General features: G+C 65.7%; 29 protein-coding genes. 11 read left to right on the top strand and 18 right to left on the bottom strand.

Annotated features, from left to right (window positions below; all coding sequences use genetic code 11):
* Positions 1-114: 114 nt before the first annotated feature.
* Positions 115-1530: a dihydrolipoyl dehydrogenase gene (gene lpdA / locus EGD98_RS12375; protein WP_220588684.1), complete on the bottom strand. Its 1416-nt coding sequence runs from the start codon at positions 1528-1530 to the stop codon at positions 115-117.
* Between the two features lie 252 nt (positions 1531-1782).
* On the opposite strand from lpdA, the gene EGD98_RS12370 reads away from it, so the two are divergent.
* Positions 1783-2565: an HpcH/HpaI aldolase family protein gene (locus tag EGD98_RS12370; RefSeq protein WP_220588683.1), complete on the top strand. Its 783-nt coding sequence runs from the start codon at positions 1783-1785 to the stop codon at positions 2563-2565.
* 135 nt (positions 2566-2700) lie between these two features.
* Here EGD98_RS12370 and EGD98_RS12365 read toward each other — a convergent pair whose 3' ends face one another.
* The 7 genes from EGD98_RS12365 to EGD98_RS12335 all read right to left on the bottom strand — a co-directional run bounded on the left by EGD98_RS12365 (position 2701) and on the right by EGD98_RS12335 (position 6987).
* Positions 2701-3093, bottom strand: coding sequence for a rhodanese-like domain-containing protein (locus EGD98_RS12365; RefSeq protein ID WP_220588682.1), 393 nt, complete (start codon positions 3091-3093; stop codon positions 2701-2703).
* A gap of 112 nt (positions 3094-3205) precedes the next feature.
* On the bottom strand, positions 3206-3748 hold the full coding sequence (locus EGD98_RS12360) for an NUDIX hydrolase (protein ID WP_220588681.1): 543 nt from the start codon (positions 3746-3748) through the stop codon (positions 3206-3208).
* Entirely contained in the window at positions 3745-4215 is a 471-nt protein-coding gene (locus EGD98_RS12355; protein ID WP_220588680.1) for a hypothetical protein, read from the bottom strand. The genes EGD98_RS12360 and EGD98_RS12355 overlap by 4 nt, the downstream gene beginning before the upstream one ends.
* Positions 4215-4628: a DUF5809 family protein gene (locus EGD98_RS12350; RefSeq protein WP_220588679.1), complete on the bottom strand. Its 414-nt coding sequence runs from the start codon at positions 4626-4628 to the stop codon at positions 4215-4217. Before EGD98_RS12350 ends, EGD98_RS12355 begins: the two co-directional genes overlap by 1 nt.
* Before the next feature lie 24 nt (positions 4629-4652).
* Complete coding sequence (locus EGD98_RS12345) at positions 4653-5036, bottom strand: DUF5810 domain-containing protein (protein ID WP_220588678.1); 384 nt, start codon at positions 5034-5036, stop codon at positions 4653-4655.
* An 88-nt stretch (positions 5037-5124) separates the two neighbouring features.
* Positions 5125-5613 carry a ribosomal protein S18-alanine N-acetyltransferase gene (rimI, locus tag EGD98_RS12340; RefSeq protein WP_328762844.1) on the bottom strand — a complete coding sequence of 163 codons (489 nt, stop codon included), beginning with the start codon at positions 5611-5613 and terminating at the stop codon, positions 5125-5127.
* 291 nt (positions 5614-5904) lie between these two features.
* Positions 5905-6987, bottom strand: coding sequence for an aminopeptidase (locus tag EGD98_RS12335; RefSeq protein WP_220588676.1), 1083 nt, complete (start codon positions 6985-6987; stop codon positions 5905-5907).
* Positions 6988-7144: 157 nt separating this feature from the next.
* On the opposite strand from EGD98_RS12335, the gene EGD98_RS12330 reads away from it, so the two are divergent.
* Positions 7145-7555: a DsrE family protein gene (locus EGD98_RS12330; protein WP_220588675.1), complete on the top strand. Its 411-nt coding sequence runs from the start codon at positions 7145-7147 to the stop codon at positions 7553-7555.
* Positions 7556-7614: 59 nt separating this feature from the next.
* A complete protein-coding gene (gnd, locus tag EGD98_RS12325; RefSeq protein ID WP_220588674.1) occupies positions 7615-8514 on the top strand; it encodes a phosphogluconate dehydrogenase (NAD(+)-dependent, decarboxylating) in 900 nt (299 codons plus the stop codon).
* Positions 8515-8741: 227 nt separating this feature from the next.
* Here the strand turns inward: gnd and EGD98_RS12320 are convergent, their stop codons facing one another.
* A complete protein-coding gene (locus EGD98_RS12320) occupies positions 8742-9170 on the bottom strand; it encodes a type IV pilin N-terminal domain-containing protein (RefSeq protein ID WP_220588673.1) in 429 nt (142 codons plus the stop codon).
* 117 nt (positions 9171-9287) lie between these two features.
* Here EGD98_RS12320 and EGD98_RS12315 point away from each other — a divergent pair, with 117 nt between their 5' ends.
* The 3 genes from EGD98_RS12315 (at position 9288) to EGD98_RS12305 (ending at position 11229) form a co-directional block, all read left to right on the top strand.
* A complete protein-coding gene (locus tag EGD98_RS12315; RefSeq protein ID WP_220588672.1) occupies positions 9288-9869 on the top strand; it encodes a 2Fe-2S iron-sulfur cluster-binding protein in 582 nt (193 codons plus the stop codon).
* Between the two features lie 257 nt (positions 9870-10126).
* Positions 10127-10525, top strand: a complete 399-nt coding sequence (locus tag EGD98_RS12310) for an ArsR/SmtB family transcription factor (protein ID WP_220588671.1) — start codon at positions 10127-10129, stop codon at positions 10523-10525.
* Positions 10525-11229, top strand: a complete 705-nt coding sequence (locus EGD98_RS12305) for a DICT sensory domain-containing protein (protein WP_220588670.1) — start codon at positions 10525-10527, stop codon at positions 11227-11229. Before EGD98_RS12310 ends, EGD98_RS12305 begins: the two co-directional genes overlap by 1 nt.
* A gap of 10 nt (positions 11230-11239) precedes the next feature.
* On the opposite strand, the gene EGD98_RS12300 is transcribed toward EGD98_RS12305, so the two are convergent.
* Complete coding sequence (locus EGD98_RS12300) at positions 11240-11932, bottom strand: hypothetical protein (RefSeq protein WP_220588669.1); 693 nt, start codon at positions 11930-11932, stop codon at positions 11240-11242.
* Between the two features lie 98 nt (positions 11933-12030).
* Here EGD98_RS12300 and EGD98_RS12295 point away from each other — a divergent pair, with 98 nt between their 5' ends.
* From EGD98_RS12295 to queC, 3 genes are read left to right on the top strand one after another with little or no spacing between them, the layout of a single operon-like run.
* Entirely contained in the window at positions 12031-12480 is a 450-nt protein-coding gene (locus EGD98_RS12295) for a 6-pyruvoyl trahydropterin synthase family protein (RefSeq protein ID WP_220588668.1), read from the top strand.
* Positions 12480-13253 carry a 7-carboxy-7-deazaguanine synthase QueE gene (locus tag EGD98_RS12290; protein ID WP_220588667.1) on the top strand — a complete coding sequence of 258 codons (774 nt, stop codon included), beginning with the start codon at positions 12480-12482 and terminating at the stop codon, positions 13251-13253. The genes EGD98_RS12295 and EGD98_RS12290 overlap by 1 nt, the downstream gene beginning before the upstream one ends.
* Before the next feature lie 15 nt (positions 13254-13268).
* Entirely contained in the window at positions 13269-13970 is a 702-nt protein-coding gene (queC, locus tag EGD98_RS12285; RefSeq protein WP_220588666.1) for a 7-cyano-7-deazaguanine synthase QueC, read from the top strand.
* On the opposite strand, the gene EGD98_RS12280 is transcribed toward queC, so the two are convergent.
* The 4 genes from EGD98_RS12280 to EGD98_RS12265 form a co-directional block, all read right to left on the bottom strand.
* A complete protein-coding gene (locus EGD98_RS12280; protein ID WP_220588665.1) occupies positions 13967-14353 on the bottom strand; it encodes a methylglyoxal synthase in 387 nt (128 codons plus the stop codon). The two genes, queC and EGD98_RS12280, sit on opposite strands and share 4 nt — an antisense overlap.
* 45 nt (positions 14354-14398) lie before the next feature.
* Positions 14399-14665, bottom strand: a complete 267-nt coding sequence (locus tag EGD98_RS12275) for a HalOD1 output domain-containing protein (RefSeq protein ID WP_220588664.1) — start codon at positions 14663-14665, stop codon at positions 14399-14401.
* Between the two features lie 132 nt (positions 14666-14797).
* Positions 14798-15460 (bottom strand): helix-turn-helix domain-containing protein, encoded by a 663-nt coding sequence (locus tag EGD98_RS21180; protein ID WP_220588663.1) that lies wholly within the window; start codon positions 15458-15460, stop codon positions 14798-14800.
* A 315-nt stretch (positions 15461-15775) separates the two neighbouring features.
* Entirely contained in the window at positions 15776-16240 is a 465-nt protein-coding gene (locus tag EGD98_RS12265; RefSeq protein WP_220588662.1) for a deoxyuridine 5'-triphosphate nucleotidohydrolase, read from the bottom strand.
* 135 nt (positions 16241-16375) lie between these two features.
* On the opposite strand from EGD98_RS12265, the gene EGD98_RS12260 reads away from it, so the two are divergent.
* Positions 16376-18349, top strand: coding sequence for an aconitate hydratase (locus EGD98_RS12260; protein WP_220588661.1), 1974 nt, complete (start codon positions 16376-16378; stop codon positions 18347-18349).
* A gap of 231 nt (positions 18350-18580) precedes the next feature.
* Complete coding sequence (locus EGD98_RS12255; protein WP_220588660.1) at positions 18581-18775, top strand: DUF8144 family membrane protein; 195 nt, start codon at positions 18581-18583, stop codon at positions 18773-18775.
* 77 nt (positions 18776-18852) lie between these two features.
* On the opposite strand, the gene EGD98_RS12250 is transcribed toward EGD98_RS12255, so the two are convergent.
* Genes EGD98_RS12250 through urtB form a run of 4 tightly spaced genes read right to left on the bottom strand, consistent with a single transcriptional unit; the run spans position 18853 to position 22353 of the window.
* Complete coding sequence (locus tag EGD98_RS12250) at positions 18853-19551, bottom strand: ABC transporter ATP-binding protein (RefSeq protein ID WP_220588659.1); 699 nt, start codon at positions 19549-19551, stop codon at positions 18853-18855.
* Positions 19548-20318, bottom strand: coding sequence for an ABC transporter ATP-binding protein (locus EGD98_RS12245; RefSeq protein WP_220588658.1), 771 nt, complete (start codon positions 20316-20318; stop codon positions 19548-19550). The genes EGD98_RS12250 and EGD98_RS12245 overlap by 4 nt, the downstream gene beginning before the upstream one ends.
* Positions 20315-21439 (bottom strand): ABC transporter permease subunit, encoded by a 1125-nt coding sequence (locus EGD98_RS12240; protein WP_220588657.1) that lies wholly within the window; start codon positions 21437-21439, stop codon positions 20315-20317. Before EGD98_RS12240 ends, EGD98_RS12245 begins: the two co-directional genes overlap by 4 nt.
* Entirely contained in the window at positions 21436-22353 is a 918-nt protein-coding gene (gene urtB, locus EGD98_RS12235) for an urea ABC transporter, permease protein UrtB (RefSeq protein ID WP_328762830.1), read from the bottom strand. The genes EGD98_RS12240 and urtB overlap by 4 nt, the downstream gene beginning before the upstream one ends.
* Between the last annotated feature and the right edge of the window lie 9 nt (positions 22354-22362).

Raw genomic sequence — 22362 nt, 5'->3', positions numbered from 1 at the left:
GATATGACTATAATGCTAAATGTCCATAGCTGTTTGGATGTGCTAGCAAGTGCCAGGTAGCGAGCAGCCGAATGGCAGGCAGTGACAAGCGTGAGATACCAGGGTCGAACGGCGCTAGTGGGAGTGGATTGACTCCCCGACGGCGTCGGCAGCGGCGTCCGCCAGCGCCTCGGGGAAGGTCGGATGGGCGTGGGCCGTCCCCCTGAGGTCGTCGACAGTGGCGTCCAGTTCCAGCGCCAGCGTCGCCTCGGCGATAGTGTCGGAGGCGCGGGCGCCGACGACCTGTGCACCCAGCAGTTCGCCGTCGGGGGCCGCGACCACCTTCACGTAGCCCGCCGGTTTGTTCGCCGAGAGCGCGCGACCCGAGGAGGACATCGGCACCCGGCCGACCAGCACGTCGGCGTACGCCTCACGGGCCTCGGACTCGCTGTGGCCGACCACCGCGACCTCCGGGTCGGTGTACATCACAGAGGGGAGGTAATCGGTGCCCAGCGCGGCGTCGTCGCCGGCCGCAGCGGCGGCGGCGACCTTTCCCTCCTCGTAGGCGACGTGGGCCAGGAACGGCTCGCCCGCGGCGTCGCCGACGGCGAAGATGTTCTCGTCCGTCGTCCGCAGTTGGTCGTCCGTCTCGATGTACCCCCTCTCGGTCAGTTCGACGTCCGTGTTCTCCAGGGCGATACGGTCCCGAGCCGCCGTCGTGTCCCGCCCCGCCGCGACGATGACGTAGTCGGCCGAGAGCCGCCGTTCCGTGCCGTCGTGGTCGACGAGTAACACCGGCCGGCCCTCGTCGTCGTACTCCAGCCCCGTGGCCATGGCGTTCGTGTAGATACCGTCGGTGTACATCTCGCTGGTCTCCTGGATGGTGTCGACGATTTCCTCCTCGAACATCCCCAGAACGCGGTCGCGTGCCTCGACGACTCTGACCGACGAGCCGAACTTGGCGAACTTCGTGACGGCCTCCATCCCGATGTAGCCGCCGCCAACCACGACGAGCTCCTCGGGCACCGCGTCGAGCTGGAGGACCTCCCGCGAGGAGATGACGCGGTCGTTGTCGAACCCCAGCCCGGGGAGTTCGAGCGGCTCGGAGCCGGTCGCGACGATAGCGTTGTCGAACTCGATAGTTCGGTCGCCCCGCTCGCCCTCGACGACGACGGTCGAGGAGTCCCGAAAGCTCGCCGTCCCGCCCAGGAGCCGGACGTCGTGGTCGTCCAGCCCCGCGCGGATGTTGTCGGTCAGCCGCTCGATGACGTCGTTCTTCCAGTCCTGGATAGCGTCGAAGTCCACCGACACCTCGCCCGTCTCGATGCCGATATCCGACCAGTGCTGGATGTCTTTCTGGAACCCGGCGGCGTGGATGAGCGATTTGGCCGGGATACAGCCGTGGTTGATACAGACGCCGCCGACCGTCTCCCGCTCGACCAGGACGACGTCCAGTCCCCGCTGTGCGCCCCGAATCGCCGCCGTGTAGCCGCCCGGCCCGGCCCCGATGACGAGGAGGTCCGTCGCGAGCGCGCTGTCTGCGTGACTCATAAATTGTATAACAATTTCTGTCACATTATGGTTTGGGACAGCGCCACACAGCAGGCCTGCCCCGACCTGGTGGCCCCCAGACAGGTTGTTCGGGCTACATTTTAAGTCGCCGCCAGTAATATGTTAGTGTATGCCACACATGGCAGGCACGTGTCGACAGCGCTTCGACCGGCGATGGCCGCTCCGGGCCGCCGCGTCCGGCCCGGCTGTGCGACCCGGTGGGTCGACAGGCGCCACCGCGGAGCGAACACCATGAGAAGCGAGAACGGGCTTCGGCGGGCGCTCGAATCGGGCGAGACGGTCTTTGGCGCCGCCGCGGCGACCTACTCGCCGACGGTCATCGAGATTATGGGCGACGTCGGGCTGGACTACGTCTGGCTGGACCTCGAACACGGCGGCCCAAGCCCGTACGACAGCACCGCGCTGGCGGAGCTGACGCGGGCCGCCGAAGCGGGCGGTATCGAGCTGCTGGTCCGGCTGCCCAAGCCCGAACCCGCCCTCGTCCGGAAGGTGCTGGATGCCGGTGTGCGGACTATCCTGCTGCCCCGTATCGAGACCGCCGACCAGCTGCGCCCGGCGGTCGAGGCCGCCTACTTCGCTCACGACGGGGACGTGGGCGACCGTGGGGTCGGCGTGGGACGGTCGGGCAAGTGGGCGGGCTACGTCGACAGCTTCGTCGGCGGCGAGGACAGCGAGGTGCTGGTCGGGACGATGATAGAGAACCAGCGCGCCGTCGACAACGTCGAGGAGATACTCGATATCCCCCAGCTTGGCTTTGCCTTCGTCGGGCCGGCGGACCTCTCGATGTCGCTGTCGGGCGGCGAGCCACTGGCAGACACCGACGACGCCGTCGAGGCGGCTGTCGACCGCACACTGGAAGCCTGTCTCGCTGCCGACGTCCCCATCGGCCGCATCCAGAACGACCCGATGGCGGCCCAGGCGGCTATCGACGCCGGCTATCAGATACTCCGTATCGGTGGGGACAGCGGCGCGATTCGGGAGGTGCTGGGCAGCCGGCTGACCGAACTTCGGTGAGCTGGCCGACCCCCACAGTTCGCGTGGAGAACCGACAGATAACGCCGGTTCTGTTCGGCCTCGCGTTGCTGACGAAACACCCCCCAATAGAGTATAGAGTGGCCCATCTGCGACCGGCGCGCTCGGAACGGGCCTTCAGAACGGAGCGTCCGGACCTTCGTCGGCTGGCGTCGAGTCGGCGCCAGCCCCTTCGCTACCGCCGTCGCTGGCCGCCCCGTCGCCCTCGGCGAATCCGCCGTCCCAGCCCGTCAGCCCCGGTTCGAAGCTCTCAACCCGGCCGTCGAACCCCTCGTAAGAGGCGATGAGACGAGCGGCCTGGACGCTGGATTTCCCCTTCGGACAGACCGTCACGACCCGCTCGGCGTCGTCGAACTGCTCGACGCTGTCGACCAGCGAGGGCAGCGGGACGTTCTCGCTACCGGGGATGTGGCCCCGCCGGAACGCCGCCGGGGAGCGGATGTCGATTATCTCCGTGCCGTCCGCGTCCAGAAGCTCTCGCATCTCTTCGTTCCCGATTTCGCCGTCCATGAACGAACGATAGGACAGTGAACACATTAGCCGCTTGCGGTTTGTGAGGTCACGGCGCCGGTGGACTCGCTGGAACCGGACACGACGGACGACAAGTCAGGACAGCCCGAAATCAGATGAGCCCCTCGGCCTGTGCCAGCAACACACCCTCGATAGTGGCGTCGTTGGCCGGTTCGCGCCGGGCGACGTCGAGCGCGTCGTCGATGGGGACCGTGGTCACCGAGAGGAACTCGTTGTCGTCGAGTTCCTGGTCGGTCGGGGTGAGCCCCTCGGCGAAGACGATACCCCGGCGATGGCGCAGGACGCCGGTCGCACAGTCGAACGACTCCAACAGCGAGACGCCCGACGGTTCGAAGCCGGTCTCCTCGCGCAGTTCCCGAGCGCCGGCGGTGGTGTAGGACTCGCCGTCTTCGACGATGCCGGCGGGGAGTTCGAGACACTGCTGGCGGATGGTGGGGCGGTACTGGTCGACCAGGACCAGTTCGTCGCCGGTGCGGGCGACGACGACGACGGCGTCGGGCAAGTCGGCCCAGTAGTACTGTTTCTCGGAGCCGTCGGGCTGGCGCACGCGGTCGTAGCCGCCGGTGTACCAGCCGGTCTCGTACTCGGCCGTGCTTTCGAGGACGGGCCACTCGTGGGTCGGGTCGCGGCTCATGGGGTCTGTGTCACCGCCAGCCGGTAAACGGTTCCGTCGTGGCTCACGCGGACGGCGTCACCGTCGACGGCCGCGGGGTACTGCTGGGCGAGTGAGTCGTACTCGTCGAACGGCGAGTGGGTAAAGGCGCCCTTGATGCCGACCGGCCCCCGGTAGTAGGCCGTCGACTGGCCCGCGCTATCGTCTGTCGCGTTTTCCAGCGCTTCCGTGGTGTAGGGGTAGCGCCGCTCGGAGAGAGTCCCCGCGTCGACGACGCTCGTGTTCTCTGTGCTGGCTGTCGCGGCGGTTGGCGTGGCGGTGGTCCCGCCCGTCGCGTTCGCGGTACCGTTATCGACCTCGCCGACGGGCGTCGCGGTCATGTAGTAGGGGTCACCGCTCCGGAGGTAGCTCGGCAGGGCTCCCATCGCCAGCAACAGGACGCCGACGACAGCCATCGCCAGCAGGAAGTTCCGGGTGACCCGGCGCATCAGACGACCTCGCTGTAGATGCGGCCGAAGGCCTGCCGGCGGAGCGTGCCGACGGCGGCGTCGCGTTCGGACTGGTAGGTCGCGGCGACGGCCGTCTCGGCGAAGTCGGGGGCGTGCCAGACGACGTTGTCGACGTTGTCCGCGCCGATGACCTCGACCTCGTGGTCCGTCTCGTCGCGCCACGCGTCGAACTCCTCGCGGCTGCCGACCGTCACCGCGAGCGACTCCGCAAAGAGTACGTCCCGGGCCGTCTCGACGACCTCGCCAGTGACCCGCTCGCGGTACTCCGCTTTGTCGAGGCCCATCGCCTTGGCGACCTCCTTGACGACGACCTGTGCGGTCGAGCCCAGCGACTCGTAGCGGTCACGCGCCACAGCGGCTGTCGACGGCGAGAACTGCCCCTCGGTCTCCATGCCCGCTCGTAGACACTCGCGGGATTACTGGGTTTCGTCTTCGCCCGCGTCTTCGTCCTCCGCTTCGAGCATCTCCTTTGTCAGCTCGCGGGCCTCCGCGAGCACTTCGGCGTCCTCGTCACTCACCGACGCCGCGCCGCGGTGGCTGTCTGCGCCCGATGGCAGGTCGTCGGGAGCGTGCTCACCCGTACCACTCTCCTCGAACACCTGCGGGAACTCCCGCTCCTCGGCGTGGTCGACCACGTGCTCGGCCAGTTCCGTCTCGCCGAACTGCCCCCACTCGGGGACGTGGTCGTCCAGCCACGCCTCGTGGTCGTCGCCGCCGGTCAGCGCGGTGAAGGCGAGGTGGTTCGCCAGATGCGTGGCGTCGGCCTGCGGGTCCGAACAGACTGGACAGGCGTATCCCATGGTAGCTGTGTGGAGGGGCTGCCGTCATAAATCGGGTCTGATTCGACGTGCGCTGGACCGCGGGTATCGTCGGTTCAGACAGCAACGACTACAGCAACCGGACCATCACAAGCGCGTCCTCGCCGTTGCTGTAGTAGTTCGGGATGGTCTTGCGGTGTTCGAAGCCGAACTGGCGGTAGAGTCGGAGTGCCTCCTCGTTTTCGGCCCGGACCTCCAGCTTGGCCGAGTCCGCGCCGACCGACTCCAGCTTGGAGAGCGCCCGACGCAAGAGCGCCGTCGCGACGCCTTCACGCCGGTGTTCCTCACAGACTGCGAGGTCCTTGACGTGGCCCAGCGGCGTCCCGTGATTGGGGACGGTGTCGGCGATGACGTAGCCGGCGACGCGAGCCTCGTCGGTGTCGGTCTCGGCGACGAGAAAGCCCGACTCCCCCAGATAGCTCTCCAGCGCCGAGAACGGCCAGGGCTGGGGGAACACCGCCTGCTCGATGCGGTGTATCGCCAGCAGGTCCGCCCGTTCGGCCGTGCGAATACGGATGTCGGCGACGCCGTTCGCGCCGTCCGACGACACCGTCGTCACGGGCAGTGGTATGCGGTGGCGGCACATATGTGTTATCGCCGCGGGGAGGATTCGTCATTCGAGTAACGAAAACCGCAACACCTCGGCCGGAACCTTCTTTACCACCACTGTCGAAGCACCGACTGCACCCACTTTGGGTGCCACCACCCCCCACCCCCCACCCCTTTCGCGGATTTAACTGACGACATCGGAGCGACAGCGCTTCCCTCCGGCGGTTCTCGCGGAGCCTGCGGCTCCGCTCACTTCCGACGAACTACGTTCATCGGCGTTCGCGAAATCCTCGGGGTTCGCTCACTCCCACACAAACTGCCCGTCGACCTGCACCGTCTCGCCGTCGACCTCCAGACGCGACCCCTCGCCCATCGTGGTGATGAGGTCCTCGTGGACCGCGCTGTCGTTGCCGGCCTCGCCCTCGGGCAGGCAGGCGTCGTAGGCCCGCCCCAGCGCCAGATGGACGGTACCGCCCATCTTCTCGTCGAAGAGGATGTTGTCGGTGACCCGGTCGACGCCGCGGTTCATCCCGATGCCCAGCTCGCCCAGCCGTCGCGAACCGCCGTCGGTCTCTAACACCTCCTCGATGACGTCGGCGCCCTGTTCGGCCGCGTAGTCGACCACGACGCCGTCCTTGAACGTCAGTTTCACGTCGCGCACGCGACGGCCCTGGATGGTCATCGGCACGTCGAAGGTGACGACGCCGGCGGTGTCGGCCGGGGCGGTAAAGACCTCGCCCGACGGGAGGTTGTGGGAGTCGTAGGCGACGCTAGCCGCGGAGTTGACCGCGATACGGTCCCCGATGTCCAGGGTGAGGTCCGTTCCCTCGTTTCGGATGCGGACCGTCTCGCCGTCGTCGAGGATGTCCTTGAGTCTCGCTTGCTCCTCGGCCAGCGCCTCCCAGTCCCGCAGCGTCGCGTCGTAGACGAACTCCTGATACTCGGCGTAGGCCATCCCGGCCTGCTGGGCCATCGCCCGCGTCGGGTGCTGGGTCGAGACCCAGTCGGTGTCGAGGCGGGCTTCCCGGATGGCCTGGCGGGCCTTCGAGTGGGCCTGCCGAACGTCACCGGGCACGTCCGCGCTGCCGGCAGTGTTGTTCGACCCCTTCAGGATGAGAACGCTGTCGGCGGCCTCGTACAGCGCCAGTTCGTGGCCGGGGTCGGCCTCGAAGTCGCCGTCGTGGGCCCGGAGGTAGGCCCGCTGGAGCTCCGGCGAACGATACGTCGCAAGCAGGTTCGCGCCTTTCTCGCCCAGCTGCTCGGCGACGGTGACGCCCAGGTCGTGGGCGCCCTCGCCGACCTCGAGGACGACGTCGTCCCCGTCTTCGATGCGTGCGCTCCACTCGACCAGTGTGCGTGCGTGTTCGCGTACGCGTTCGTCCATGGACGAGGAGAGGGTAGCCGGGGTCGAAAGGGTACCGCCCAGTGGATGAGTGTGGTTGGCCAACAGAGAGACGGCCAGCAGCCCCAAGACGGGACAAAATTGGGTGTGAATCTGGAAACCACTTATCCGACACCGCGGCAGTTTTCCATGAGTATACATGGGACTGCTCGACGCATTCGCCGGCGGCTCGGACGACACAGCGACGGAGAACAGGTACGCGATACTACTTTCCGCCGGGCCAGACAACGCCCCTGTCGCCAACAACGCATTCAATTACGCGCTGGAGTTCGACGACGCCGGCTACGAGGTTCAGGTGTTCCTCGACGGGCAGGCGACCAAGTGGCCCTCCGCGTTCGAGGAGCGCCCGGACCTTCCGTTCAGCTACGACTGGGAACAGATAGAACAGCGGGGACTGCTCGCCGGTGCCTGTGGCTACTGTGCGAACGCGTTCGACGTCGTCGAGGCCTGCGAGCGGTCCGGAATCGAGCTCCTCAGCGACGAGACCGAACACGCGCCGTCGGTCGCCGACCTGGCCGACGAGGGGTACGAGATGCTGACTATCGGGTGACCTGCCGTCGCACCGGCCCGAATCGCAATCCCTACCTGCCCGCTCGCTGAGGCCAGAGTATGGAACTAGGCGTCATCGGACTCGGACGCATGGGACGCATCGTCGTCGACCGCGTGCTGGACGCGGGTCACGACGTGGTCGTCTTCGATATCGACGAGGAGGCGGTCGCCGACGCCGCCGACGCAGGGGCACAGCCTGCGGACTCTATCCCGGACCTCGCGCAGTCGCTGTCGGGCGACAAGCGCATCTGGCTGATGGTCCCCGCTGGCGACCCCGTCGACGCGGCACTGGACGAACTGGAACCACACGTCGACCGCAACGACGTCGTCGTCGACGGCGGCAACTCCCACTTCGAGGACTCCGTCCGCCGAGCGGCGAAGACGAAAGCGGCGTATCTCGATTGTGGCACCTCCGGCGGCCCCGCCGGCGCGGAGCTTGGCTTCTCGCTGATGGTCGGCGGGAAGCAGTGGGCCTACGACGAACTCGTGCCGGTCTTCGACGCCGTCGCGACCGGGCCCGAGGGCCACGACCGCATGGGCCCGGCCGGCTCGGGCCACTACGTCAAAATGATCCACAACGGCGTCGAGTACGCGCTGATGCAGACCTACGGCGAGGGGTTCGAGCTGCTGGCCAACGGCCGCTACGACCTCGACCTGGAAGCCGTCGCGCGCACCTGGAACAACGGCGCCGTCATCCGCTCGTGGCTGCTGGAACTGTGTGAGGAGGCGTTCCGCGAGGAGGGCAACGACCTCGGCGACGTGGCCGACCGCGTCGAGGGTGGGTCGACGGGGACCTGGACCGTCCAGGAGGCACTGGAACAGGAAGTGCCGGTGCCGCTCATCTACCAGGCACTCGGTGAACGCTTCGGCTCGCGGGCCGACGACGGCCGCTTCTCGCGGCGGCTCGCAAGCCGGCTCCGCTACGGGTTCGGTCGCCACGAGGTTCCCCGCAGGGAGTGAGTAGAACCGCAGGTTCTGCGAACAACGGGAGACGCGTGTCGTCTCCCGGAAGTGAGCGAACCCGGAAGGGTTCGCGAACGCCGATGAACTTCGTTCATCGGAAGTGAACGAACACGCAGCGTTCGTGAAGGTCGATGGACGGAGTCCATCGGAAGTGAGCGAAATCGCTGGTTTCGCTACCATCGCGTGTAGTGCCGCCTAACATCGTGAGAGCTAGTGCCCGTTACTCAGTAGCCCTGTCCGTCCCACTCTCCGATAATCGTCTCCTCTCCGCCACTTCTCCACACGACTCTGACAACCTCGTCAGGTCCGGCCTCGACTGTGGTGCTGTCACCGACACTGATCCGCTCTGAATCGGCGTCCCAGTCGACAGTGTCTGACCCGACTTCCACGGTGAGCTTCGACACCTCGATGGAGTCGCCCCCCTCGTGGATGATAGTGAGTTTACCCGACGATTCGTTCGTCTCGTTGTACTCGTATCCCCACGAAGCCTGTGGGGCCGCCGCAGCCTCGCCGCCGCTACCGAATCCGAGCACGAACGAGGCGACTATCGCCGCGAGGATAACCAGGAGCGGGATCAGGCCGACGAGAAGCACGAGCCCGATGATAACCTTCACACCTGTACCGAGTTCGGCCCACTGTTCTCTGAACCCCATAAATATGGATTTCAAAACCCGAAATAAAGCGTTTCGGATAGCGGCTGGTCTGCCATCGGCCGACGCTGTGGCCGAAAAAACAACAGCTAATTAAATCAGTACTCCAAAGCCACCGATATGGTATCATTCGTAGGCGTCCTCTCCGGGCTCACGCTTACCCTCATCGTCGTAGCCCTACACTACGCGAAGGGGACTGGCTGGGAGGCACCGGAGGACATCTCGCAGGAGGTCCTCGAACAGCGGGCCGCGACGGTTCCGGAGACTGACTTCCCGGAGCCGTACAACCGCGGTATCGGTGGCGGCAGCGCGGCGGCGATTCCGGCCGGCGAGGCCGAGGGCGAACTCGGCGAGTCCGAGGAGGAAGAAGAGGAAGCCGGCTTCGACCCCGACGCCATCGCCGACGACGAGGTCGAGTACTACGAAATCGAGTTCGCGAAGGAGGGCGAGACCATCGAGGTCGCCAACAACGAGAACCTGCTCGAGGCCGGCGAAGAGGAAGGGTGGGACCTCCCCTACGCCTGCCGCGAGGGGCAGTGTATCTCCTGTGCCGGCCAGATCACCGACGGGCCCGCTGAGGAGTACATCCGCCACAGCCAGAACGATTCGCTGATGGACGACGACATGGAGGAGGGCTACTGTCTGACCTGTGTGGCCTACCCCACCGAAGAGTTCACGCTCGAGACGAGCGAATCCCCGTAAGCTGGCGTCGGTTTCGTTTCACCACTCTATCGGGCGCGCACTGCACATTTTTCCGGTCCTTTCCGCTAGACTATTTTGTTCCACACTCGATGTCGACATTCTACCCAAGACGTACAGAAACTTTCGTTCACGCCGACTGCCCTCTACAGTACTGGTGAGATGTCCGTAACTATCTGCCACCAGTAGGTCGGCAAGTCAATGATTCTTTTTGAATAACATATATTAGCGGTGTCGGTCAAAACGGAGACAACGATACCATGACCGCCCCAGAAAACCAACTGACCGGGCTGGATTTTTCCGCCAGCAGTAGTGATGTCGACTACCCGCCGCTCGACGAACTCTTCAAGGCGCTGGCCAGCAGCAAACGCCGTCGTCTACTGGCGGCGTTGCCGGCCCAGTCGACGATGACGATAGACGAACTCACCGACGTTCTCGTCGGCTGGCAGAGCACCGCTGACGGGCCCGCGGGGCCCGACGAGTGGGCGAAGGTCAAGATAGAACTCGTCCACGCTCACCTCCCGCTGCTTGCCGATGCCGGGCTGGTCACCTGCGAGGACGAGGAGATAGCGCGAACCACCTATCCGGAGCCGGTCGAGGAGCTGGTGGCGTTCGCCGGGGAGTACGACTCGGCGGTTGCGGAGAACGAACCCGCCTGATGAGCTTCGGGCAGATTCTCTCGGACGTCGCCAGCCGGGAAAAGCGAGTCATCGTCTACGCGCCCGACGACAGCGGGAGCGAACTCGCGGACGCGCTGGCGACGCGCAATCTGACCATCGACCACCGGCAGCTCCCGGCTATCAGTAGCGAGGCCTTCGTCGTCGTCAGAGACGGCGGGGAGTTCCAGGGGGCGATTTCGCTCGCGGACCTGCTTTCGTTTCTCACCCCGCCGATTCGCCGCCCGGAGGACCTGGACTCGCTCGCCCGGAAACACCGTATCGTGTACGAACTGCTCGACGACACCGTCTTCGTCTCGCTTGACCGCCGGCAGCTGCTTGCGACTTCCCGTGAGCTGGAAGACCGGGCGTGGCGCACTGGCCGCGGCCGCCTCCACGCCGGCTTCCAGCGCGCCGACGCGTTCGAGGCACAGCGGACCGTTTACCAGGAGCTGTCGACGACCGATATCGACATCCATCTGTACGTCCCGGGCGGGGTCGATGGCGACCCGCTTTCCGACACGTCGGTCCGGCTCCACACGGAAAACGGGGAGCTCGACCGCTACTGGTTCATCCTGTTCGACGACGGCGACAGCGGCGCCCAGAACTGCGCGCTCATCGCCCGCGAGACCGACGACGGTCGCTATCAGGGCCTGTGGACGTACAACGAGGCGCTCGTCGCCGAGGCGTTCAACGCCGTCGAATGAGACGTATGCGTCACTCCTCGTATGCTTGCTCGATGTCCGTCTTCGCCTTCGGGATGACCCGCTTCTCGGCCTGGCGCATCGACCGCAGCGCCTCGTCAGTGAAATCGACTTCCAGGTTCGGGAGCGCCCGGGCGAGCCCGCCCAGGACGTCACCGGGGTCGATAGCCAGTTCGAAGGCGAAGGCCTCGCGTTCCTCCTGCAGCGGCGTCGTGAACACGAAGTGCTCTTCGACCATCGACAGCGCCGCCTCGCGGTCGTAGGCCGCGACCACAGCCCCGAAGAAGTCGTCGCTGTCGGTCGCCACCAGCGGCGCGAGGGCGTCGCCGAAGGCCCGCTGGCGGGCCAGCAGCCGCTCCCTGATTTCCTCGCGGCGCTCGCTCCGGATATCCCGCCTGAGCGTATCCCAGTAGAGGTCCCGGGCGAGCACCTCGTCGGCGTAGGCCCCAAAGTCCGACTCGGTGTCGGCGGCGTAGTCCAGTACCGGGTCGAACTGCCGGAGGATGGTCCGCTGGTACTCGCGGAGCTTCGGGCGAACGACGTGTCGTTCCAGCGGCCGGCTGTTCTTCAGGAGCTTGCTCACCGCGCGGGAACTGCCGCTTCGGGACCCCCGGAGCACGGCCGCCACGTCGAAGGCCTCGTACGTCTCGTCGACGAGGTCCGAGAGGTAGCGCTCGAACCCCGCCTCCACGGCGTCTCGGGTCATAGACGCCTCTGTGGACTCCATCGTCCTATCGTTTGTGCCAAATTCTCACGGTCCGGGCCTGCCGAACGACTTATGCCGCCGTCCGATAATCACTGGATATGCCCCAGAGAATATCCCAGTCGGCGGACCCAGTCGCCGCGGCGGGTGAGCGAGAGCTCGTCGTCGGCGGCGACCGGCCCATCCGCATCTCGGCGGGTCACCGGCTCATGCACCACGACGGGAAGTGCTCGCGCCCCCACGGCCACAACTACGAGGTCACCGTCCGCCTCTCGGGCGAACTCACCGAGGAAGGGTGGGTCGTCGACAAGGGCGAGGTGACGAACGTCATCGACGAGTGGGACCACCGCTTCCTGGTCGAGGACGGCGACCCGCTGGTCGAGGCCTTCGAGGCGAGCGGCGACGGCAACGCGCTGGTGGTGCTTGACCACCCGCCGACGGCGGAGGTGATGGCCACCGTGCTGGAATCGCGACTGACCGACCGGCTCCCCGACACCGTCTCGGACGTCCGCGTGACGGTGCGGGAGACCAGCGAACTCTGTACCCGCTGATGCCGGTCGCAAGCGACACCGACGGGCTGGACGAGGCTGTCGAGCGAAGCGCCGACGCCCTCCCCATCAACGAGCTGTTCTGCTCGCTGCAGGGCGAGGGGCAGCTAGCGGGCGTCCCCTCGGTTTTCGTCCGCACGAGCGGCTGTAACCTCCGGTGCTGGTTCTGTGATTCCTACCACACCTCCTGGGAGCCCACGGGCGACTGGTACGGCGTCGACGATATCGTCACCGCCGTGGCCGAGTACGACGCCGACCACGTGGTGTTGACCGGCGGCGAACCGCTGGTCCACGAGAAAAGCGTGGACCTGCTGGAGGCACTCGCCGACCGGGGCTACCACACCACCGTCGAGACCAACGGCACCATTCCCGTCGACGCCCCCATCGACCTGGCGAGCGTGAGCCCGAAGCTCGAATCCAGCACGCCCACCCCCGAGCGGGACCCGAAGGGCGACGGCGAGTGGGCCAAGCGCCACGAGGACCGCCGGCTCGACGTGGACGTGCTGGCCGGGTTCGTCGAGCGATACGACACCCAGCTGAAGTTCGTCGTCACCGGACCCGAGGATATGGCCGAAATCGAGGCGCTGGTCGACGACGTTCGCGGGGCGGCCGACGTGCCCGTCCCCGACGAGGCGGTCCTGCTGATGCCGGAAGGACAGACCCGCGACCAGCTGGACGAGAGCCGCCGCGTCGTCGCGGACCTGGCCCTGGAGTATGGCTACCGGTACACGCCGCGGCTCCACGTGGACCTCTGGAACGACGCGCCGGGCACCTGACTGACTTTTGCTACCATGACGACTTCCAACGACCGCGCTGTCGTGCTCGCCTCCGGCGGCATGGACAGCGCCACGGCGGCCTACGAGGCACAGGCACGCGGCTACGACGAGCTGTATCTCCTGCACACGAGCTACGGCCAGAACACCGAACAGCGCGAGTTCGAGTGCGCCCGGGCGCTCGCCGACCACGTCGACGCGGCCGACTTCTGTCACGTCGAGACGAGCCATCTCCAGCAAATCGGCGGCTCGTCGCTGACCGACGACGAGATGGACGTAGCGGAGGCCGACACCGACAGCGACGAGATTCCGAGTTCCTACGTCCCGTTCCGCAACGCGAACCTGCTGTCGATGGCCGTTTCCTACGCCGAAGCGAACGACTGTACGGCGGTGTTCATCGGCGCTCACAGCGAGGACTTCTCGGGGTATCCCGACTGCCGGCCCGCCTTCTTCGAGGCGTTTCAGCAGGTCGTCGACGTTGGGACGAAACCCGACACCGATATCTCACTGGTCGCGCCCTTCGTCGAGTGGTCGAAGACCGACATCGCCGAGCGCGGCCTGGAACTCGGGGTGGCCTACGAAGACACGTGGAGCTGTTATCGGAGCGACGAGCCCGCGTGTGGGGCCTGTGACGCCTGTGCGTTCCGGCTGCAGTCGTTCCAGACGCTGGGCGAAAAGGACCCAATCGAGTACGAACAGCGGCCCGACTACAGCGACTAATCGGTCGATTCGGCGTCGCGGGCGAGCCCCTCGATGACGTACTCGCCGGCCGACCGACACGTCGCCAGCGGGACGTCGTGAACGTCACAGATACGCACCAGCGCGCCGATGTCGGGCTCGTGTGGCTGGGCGGTCATCGGGTCCTGCAGGAAGACGACGCCGTCGACCTCGCCCTCGACGACCTCCGCGCCGATCTGAGTGTCTCCGCCGACAGGACCACTCTCCTTGCGTTCGACGTCCAGCCCCGTCTCCGTCCTGATGCGCTGGCCGGTCGTGCCCGTCGCGACCAGGTCGAAATTCGACAGCACGGCCTCGTACTCCTCGACGAGGTCTATCATCGTCGACTTCTCGTCGTCGTGGGCGATGAGGGCGACTCGTGTCACACGCGAGGCGTCACTGTGGGGAGATATATGCGTACTGGATGGCGATTAGGCCACTGTCACGTCGCCACCGGCCGTCACCGTTATCTCGTTGCCCTCGACGTCGAACGTGATTGTATCGTCGTCGCCTTCGCCGACGACCGCGCGCAGTTTCGCCGCGTCGACGTACGAGCCGATGTAGTCGATGTCGTCCTCGGTGAGGCCGGTGGCGTCGAACAGCGCCTCGGTGATCACGGCCTCTGCAGGTTCGGGGCTGACCCACTCGTCGTCTTCGTGACCCCGTATCATGTACACTGTTCCGTTGTCCGATTTCATATGCAGATGTACACACCTTACTCGTATAACGTGGTACGAGCGGTTTCAGAGCGTGAAACAGCCCACAGAGCAGTGGCTGGAGGCCCCCCGAGGCCGTCCCCCCAACAGCGAGGGCCGCTGCGTGTCCCGATTTCAGTGCTGTCGTGACCCGATAGACGGGCGCGCGGGCGCGGCGAGCGTGTTCGCGACGAGCGTCTGGGTCCCCCGCCGGAGCCGCTCGGAAGCGGCCTGACTGGAGATGTCCAGCTGTGCGGCCAGGTCCGAGAGCGAGGCGTTGCGTGGGACCGTGTAGTAGCCCCGTTCCAGCGCGAGCAGCAGGACCTCCCGCTGTGGGTCGGTCACACCGAACTGCGTCGACGCCTCGTCCTCGTCTTCGCGCATCTGTTTGACTTCCACGTCGAAGCCGTCGGCGACGAGGTCCTCGCGGAACGTAAGCAAGGAGCTTCGGTCGGGGAACCGGGCCTGAACGACCCATTCGTCCTCGATGAGGTCGGCCCGAACCAGCATCCCGTCGGCGGTCAGCAACCCGCGACTCATCGCGTCGAGCGGTTCGTCGACCGTCGTGACAACGTACCAGTGACCCTCTGCCTCCGGCCCCAGATGTGACGTCGGGCCAGCGGTGTCGTCGGCGGCCAGCGCCGTGTCGACAGTGTCACGGTCGGCGACGTCGACCCAGACTGCCGCCCGACAGCCACCCTCGGTGCGGTGCAGCCGCTGTATCGAGACGGCCCCGTCGGGGAGTCGCCCCGCGGCCTCTCGAAGGAACCCTGTCTCTATGTGAAATGTGACTATCACGTAACAGATTGCGACTGCAACTTATATAAAACTCTGGCAAACGGCGACGGCCGAACGGACTATGTGGGGCGAGTCGAGACGGGGGCTGTCAGAGGCACCAGTCGCCCGACATCACCACCAGCAGCCGATATTACTCGTCGGTGGTATTTAAATTCGCAGTACGGTATGGGAGGGGGTACCACGACGGCGAGCGCGTTACGCGGCGCTCACGGGTCGCTTCGAGCGCGGGCACGCTTCGGTCGGCCTCGCTTCTGCTCCACGGGTCACTTCGTTCCCCGTTCCGCCTCGAGGAACCTCACTACGTTCGGTTCCTCGCTACTCCAGATTCTCTCCCTGATAACTCCCCTCGTAGGTCCCCTCGTGGGCCGCCTCGGCGAGGACCAGCTGGGCGATGCGCGCGCCAGCTTCCAGTTCGATTGGATGGTGAACCTCCAGCAGCCCCTCACCCCGTCCCTCGTAGCCCGCGTCCCACACCGCCGTATCCAGCATACAGGAGTTGCGCAACAGCGACGACCGGGGGTAGAGAAAGCCGACGTGGCCTTCCGGGATGACCACGCGGTCGCCGTACTCGACGATGTAGCCGCCCACGTCGAGCGCGTAGACGCCGTCCTCGGGCTCGACCTCGCGCCGGTCACCGACGGTCTTGCCCTCCCGGCCGATACGGCCGGGTTCGACCTGTTCGTACACCGCACCCAGCCGAAGGTCGACGCCGTTTGGCTGAATCTGTGCGCCAGTGAGGTCGTCGAGTCGCTCGGCCACGAACTGCCCACTCTTGAACATACCGTCGCTGGCACCCCCATTGCGAAAACACTGCTGTTCGAACCCTGAGAAACAACCGTCGGGGGGTGTCGGATGATGAAAAATAGGGCGGGATACGCGGGATTTATACCCGCGCGCCGTCGATTGTCGGACGTTATGGGACAGACGCTCACGGAAAAAATTCTCGACGACCATCTCGTCGAAGGGGAACTCACCCCCGGCGAGGAGATCGGTATCGAGATCGACCAGGTGCTCACACAGGACACGACGGGAACGCTCGTCTGGCTGCAGTTCGAGGCGCTTGGACTCGAAGAGGTTCAGACGGAGCTGGCCGCGCAGTACTGCGACCACCAGACCTACCAGTTCGACTTCAAGAACACGGACGACCACCGCTTCCTCCGCTCGGCAGCCGGCACGTTCGGCGCGCACTTCTCGCGCCCGGGCAACGGAATCTGTCACAACGTCCACAAGGAGAACTTCGCCGCGCCCGGCAAGACGATGCTGGGCTCGGACTCGCACACGCCCACGCCCGGTGGGCTGGGTGAACTCGCCATCGGGTCGGGCGGGCTCGACGTCGCCGTCGCGATGGGTGGCGGCGCTTACTACATCGAGATGCCCGAAGTCGTCAACGTCCGCCTCGAAGGCGAACTCCCCGAGTGGGGCACCGCCAAGGACGTCATCCTCGAGCTGCTCCGCCGGCTGACGGTCAAGGGCGGCGTCGGCAAGGTGCTGGAATACACCGGCCCCGGCGTCGAGACGCTGACTGTCCCCGAGCGGACCACCATCACCAACATGGGGACCGAGCTCGGTGCGACCTCCTCTATCTTCCCGACCGACGAGAACACGAAGGACTACCTCAGCCGACTGGACCGCGAAGACGAGTACGTCGAGATTGGCCCCGACGAGGACGCCGAGTACGCCGACGAGATCGTCGTCGACCTCTCGGAGATCGAACCGCTCATCGCCAAGCCCTCCATGCCGGACAACGTCGTCCCGGTCAGCGAAGTCGAGGGCGTCGACGTCGACCAGGTCATGATCGGCTCCTGTACCAACGGCGCTTACGAGGACATCCTCCCCGGCGCGAAGATGCTCGAAGGGCGCAACATCGACAAGACGACCGAGATGATCGTCGCCCCCGGCTCCAAGCAGGCCTCCGAGATGCTGGCCCGTGAGGGCTGGACCGCGGAGATGATGGCCGCCGGCGTCAACTTCTCGGAAGCGACGTGTGGTGCCTGTATCGGCATCGGCCACGTCCCCGCCTCCGACTCGGTCTCGCTGCGGACCTTCAACCGCAACTTCGAGGGCCGCTCGGGTATCGAGGACGACAACGTCTACCTCTGTTCGCCGGAGGTCGCCACCGCGGCGGCCATCGCCGGCGAAATCGTCGACCCACGGAACCTCGCCGACGAACTCGGCGACCTCGAGGCCCCCGGCCTGGAGATGCCCGACCAGTACATCGGCAACTCCGAGTCGGACCTCATCGCGCCCGACGAGGCCGTCGACGACGAGCTCATCAAGGGCCCCAACATCGGCGACGTGCCGCTGAAGGACCCCCTCGAGACCGAGGTCGGCGGTGAGGCCCTCCTGAAGATGGAGGACAACATCACCACGGACCACATCATCCCGGCCACCCAGGACATCCTGATGTACCGGTCGAACGTCCCGAAGCTCTCGGAGTTCACGCTCTCGCGAGTGGACGATACGTTCGCCCAGCGCGCGCTCGACGCCGACGGCGGCGTCCTCGTCGCCGGCGAGAACTACGGCCAGGGCTCCTCGCGTGAACACGCGGCCCTGTGCCCGATGTATCTCGGCATCGAGACGGTGCTCGCACAGAGCTTCGCCCGTATCCACAAGGCGAACCTCTTCAACTTCGGCATCGTCCCGCTCGAAATCGACGAGGAGACCTACGAGAAGATCGAACAGGGCGACGACATCGAAATCGTCGACGACGCCGCCGACGCAGTGCGCTCCGGCCAGGAGGAGTTCACCATCCGGGTCAACGACGACTGGGAAGCGTCGGGTTACCTCGACGCCTCCGAGCGAGAGCGCGAGATCCTCGCCGCCGGTGGGAAGCTCTCCCACACGAAGGCCCAGCACGAGGAAGGCGGCGCTGCGCCCGCAGACGACTAGAGAGACTTCGAAGAAGTCTCTGACAAGTCGAGCGGGGCGGAGTGACCCGCGAGACTAAAGCGAGCCCGGAGCGACGACCTCGGATTGCGAGCGGGCAGAGCCCGCGAGCAGAGCGATTCCGAGCCGCGCGCCGCGAGGGGTGGCCAGACGAACCTCAGTTTTCTTTCGCGCTATTCCGTGAGCGTCGGGGCTGTCAGCAGTTATTTGTAATCTCAGTAGAAAGTACGGCGTATGTCCGGGCAGACCTTCGGCGAGTTCGTCAACGAGTGGCAGAACGGAGCGCTGTTACTCTTCGCCACGCTGATCGGCGGCATATTTCTGGCGGCGATAGTCTCACAGTTCGGTCCGGCAGTCACGCTACTGGCGTTCGTCGCCGGGACTGCAGCCGCGTTCGTCGCTCTCTCGTATCTGCTGTACGGCCAGTGAGCCGCGTCAGTCGGGGCCACCTCGCCCGCTCGTAAGGAGGGGGCGTCGCCCCGGTCGCGGTGAGAGCGGCCGCGCGTTCAGACGACCAGATACTCTTCGAGTCGGTCGCGGTCGCTGACCGCGTCGCCGGTGATCTCGTCGACTATCTCGCCGTGGTCGATGGCGTAACACCGCTGGGCGAGCCCCTGAATCACCGAGAGGTTCTGCTCGACGAAGAGTATCGTCGTGCCGAACTCCGCGTTGATTCGTTCGAGGTCCTCGGTAATCGATTGCACGATAGAGGGCTGGACACCCTCCGACGGTTCATCGACCAGCAGCAGGTCGGGATCGCCTACGAGCGCGCGGCCGATGGCGAGCATCTGCTGCTGGCCGCCGCTCATCGTCCCGGCGTCCTGGTCGGCACGCTCTTCCAGGATCGGGAAGTAGTCGTAGACCTGCTCGTAGCGGGTCTCGTCGTCGTTACCGATGCCCTCGCCGATGGTGAGATTCTGTTCGACCGTCAGCCCCGGGAAGACGTCCCGACCCTGTGGCACGTAGCCGATGCTGTGGTCGGCGTGGACGTTGGCCGGTTCGTCAGTCAGCTCCGCGCCATTGAACCGGACCGTCCCCGAATCGGGTTCGAGCAGCCCCATAATCGCCTTCAACAGCGTCGTCTTCCCGACGCCGTTGCGGCCGACGATACCGACGATTTCGCCGTCTTCGACGCTGAAATCCACGTCACGGAGTATCGGCGTGCCGTCGTAGCCGGCGTTGAGGTTCTCGATTTCGAGCGTCATGCGTTCTCCCCCAGGTAGATCCGGCGGACCTCCTCGTCGGACTCGATCTCCTCGATGGGGCCTTGCCGGAGAATCGACCCCTGGTTCAACACGGTGACCTGTTCGGAGATGCGCCGGACGAACTCCATGTCGTGCTCGACGACGAGGAACGTCATCCCGTCGTCGTGCAACGAGCGAATCAGGGCCGCGACGTCGTCGGTCTCGTCTATCGACATCCCGGCCACGGGCTCGTCGAGTAACATCAGTTTCGGGTCCAGCGTTAGCGCCATCCCGATTTCGAGGCGCTGTTTCTCGCCGTGTGAGAGTTCGCTGGCCTGGGTATCGGCATCGCCGCTCAGAGCGGTTCGCTCGAGCGTCTCGGCCAGTACACGCTCTGTATCGCGGTCCGTGCGCTGCAGCGGCACACGGAGATTCTCGGTGACCGAGAGATTCTCGTAGACGTGTGGCGACTGGAATTTGACACTGAGGCCGGTATCGATTCGCTCGTGGGTGTCCAGCCCGGTCAGGTCGGTCCCATCGAAGTAGATGTCGCCCTCGGTCGGCGAGAGCTGGCCGGTAATCAGTTCGAGTAGCGTGCTCTTGCCGGCGCCGTTGGGCCCGATGAGACACCGTATCTCGCCCTCGGTGACCGAGAAGTCGACGCTATCGACCGCGGTGAGGCCGCCGAACTTCTTGGTGAGCTGGTCGGTCGCAAGCAGCGTGTCGGTGTCGCTGCCGGTTGCGGCGACAGCGGGTTGTTGCTTTACGTTGATGTCCTGGGTGGTCATTCGACCGCCTCCTCGGTTGGTTGAGCCGACTGGCCCTGCTCGGACCGCCGCTCCTGCAGTCTCTTGACGAGGCTGTCCACCGTCGGGACGACACCGGCGGGCATGAACAGAATCACGCCCAGCAGGAGTCCACCGACGATGACGAGCGCCCACTCAGAGCCGATGGGGCCGATACCGCTGGAGAGGGCGGTTCGCATCTGCTCTATCGCCAGCGTCGCGCCGAGGGCACCGATGAGCGATTCGCGGCCGCCGACGCTGACCCAGACGACGGGGAGCGCGGCGAAGGCAATCCCGAAGACGCTGGGGTCGACGTAGTTGCCCCAGCTCGCGTAGAACACGCCGCCGAGGGCGGCCAGCGAGCCGCCGATGGTGAACACCACGAGTTTCACGAACGGGACGTTGTAGCCGAACGTCTCGGTCCGGGCTTCGTCCTCGCGAATCGCGACCATCGTCATTCCGAACGAGCTGTTGAGCAGGACACGCAGGCCAAGATAGACCAGGACGAGCGAGACGAGCAACGCGTAGTACAGCGCACCCCGCTCGAAGACCATGGCTGTCTCGCCGATGCCGAGCGTGAGACTCGGGATGTCGGTCATCCCGTTGAACCCCCCCAGCTGGGCTTTGCCGATGGCCCACTCGCTGCCCGCCGTCTGGGCCATGAACGTGTTCAACACGAGGGCCACGACGAGCGTCATTATCGTGACGTAGGTGTCCCGGACGCCCCCGTAGAACATGAAATAGCCCAGCAGGGCGGCGGCCAGGGTCCCGACGACGACGGCCCCCACGATAGCGACGGTGACGCCCATCGCCGACGAGAGGTTGATGCCGATAGCGCCGAAGGTGTAGGCCGCGACGCCGAAGAAGGCGACCTGTCCGAAGCTCAACACCCCGGCGTACCCCCAGATGAAACAGAGGCTCAGCGCGAGGAACGCGACGGCGAAGTACCGCGAGGTCTGGATGATGGTGTAGGGGTCGGTCACCAGCGGATAGAGGGCGAGCCAGAAGACCGCGAGGACGAACGCGACCCAGAACACCAGCGAGTTGCCGTAGGTGTTGGGGCCTTCGAGCCGTCCCCGAATCCCACTGAGGATTGACACCACCGAGTCGACGGCGCCGCTCATTCCTCGGCCCTCCTGCGCTGGCGCCAGTCGTCCACGTAGCCGGTGATGCCGTCCGGCAGGAACCGGAGCGCGACTATCGCGACGAGCAGCAACAGCATCTGCCCGATGAACGTCCCGAAGAAGAAGCTCCCGCCGGCGTTGAAGACGCTGAGCAGCCCGGACGCCGACAGCGTGCCCAAGATGACCGATGGGCCGCCGACGACGACAGCGACGAACGCTTCGACGAGGAACGTGCTCCCGCGGTTCGGGGTAATCGAGCCCAGTGCGGGGGCGTACAGCGCGCCGGTCAGCCCCGCCAGCGCGGAGCCGATAGCGAACGTCGCGACGTACATCCGGTCGGTGTCGATACCCATCGCCCGTGCTGTCTCGGGGTCCTCGATGGTAGCTCGTGCTTTGATACCGAACTCGGTGCGGGTAAACAGCACGTACAGCCCGGCAAGCACCAACAGCGCGACGGCCGGGAGCAACACACTCCGATATATCGACGACGAGAACGGGCCGTAGCTGACGTTCCCGAGCGGCGTCCCGATGCTGTCGAGGCTGGAGCCGAAGACGATGAGCAGCAGCTGGGAGATGACGAGGGCCAGCCCCCACGTCGCCACCATCGAGTCCAGCAGCCGGTCGTAGAAGTGTCGGACGATAGTCCGTTCGACGACCACACCGAACACGGTCGTGACGACGACGCCGGCACCCATCGCCACCGGGAGCGGGAGGCCCGCGTGATAGGTCAGGGCCGTCCCGTAGACGCCGATGAGGATGAACTCCCCGTGGGCGAGGTTGATGACGCCCATCATGCCGAAGATGATAGCCAGCCCGACGGTCGCGAGGATGATGAAGCCGAAGCTGTTCAGGAACTGGAACAACAGCGCGGCGATGTCGTACACCACGATGGCCGGCAGCGTGGCTTCACTCACGGCGTACCA

Origin of the sequence: Haloarcula salinisoli (assembly GCF_019599405.1) — an archaeon.
Lineage (GTDB): Archaea > Halobacteriota > Halobacteria > Halobacteriales > Haloarculaceae > Haloarcula > Haloarcula salinisoli.
This window is presented reverse-complemented; position numbering and strand designations above follow the sequence as displayed.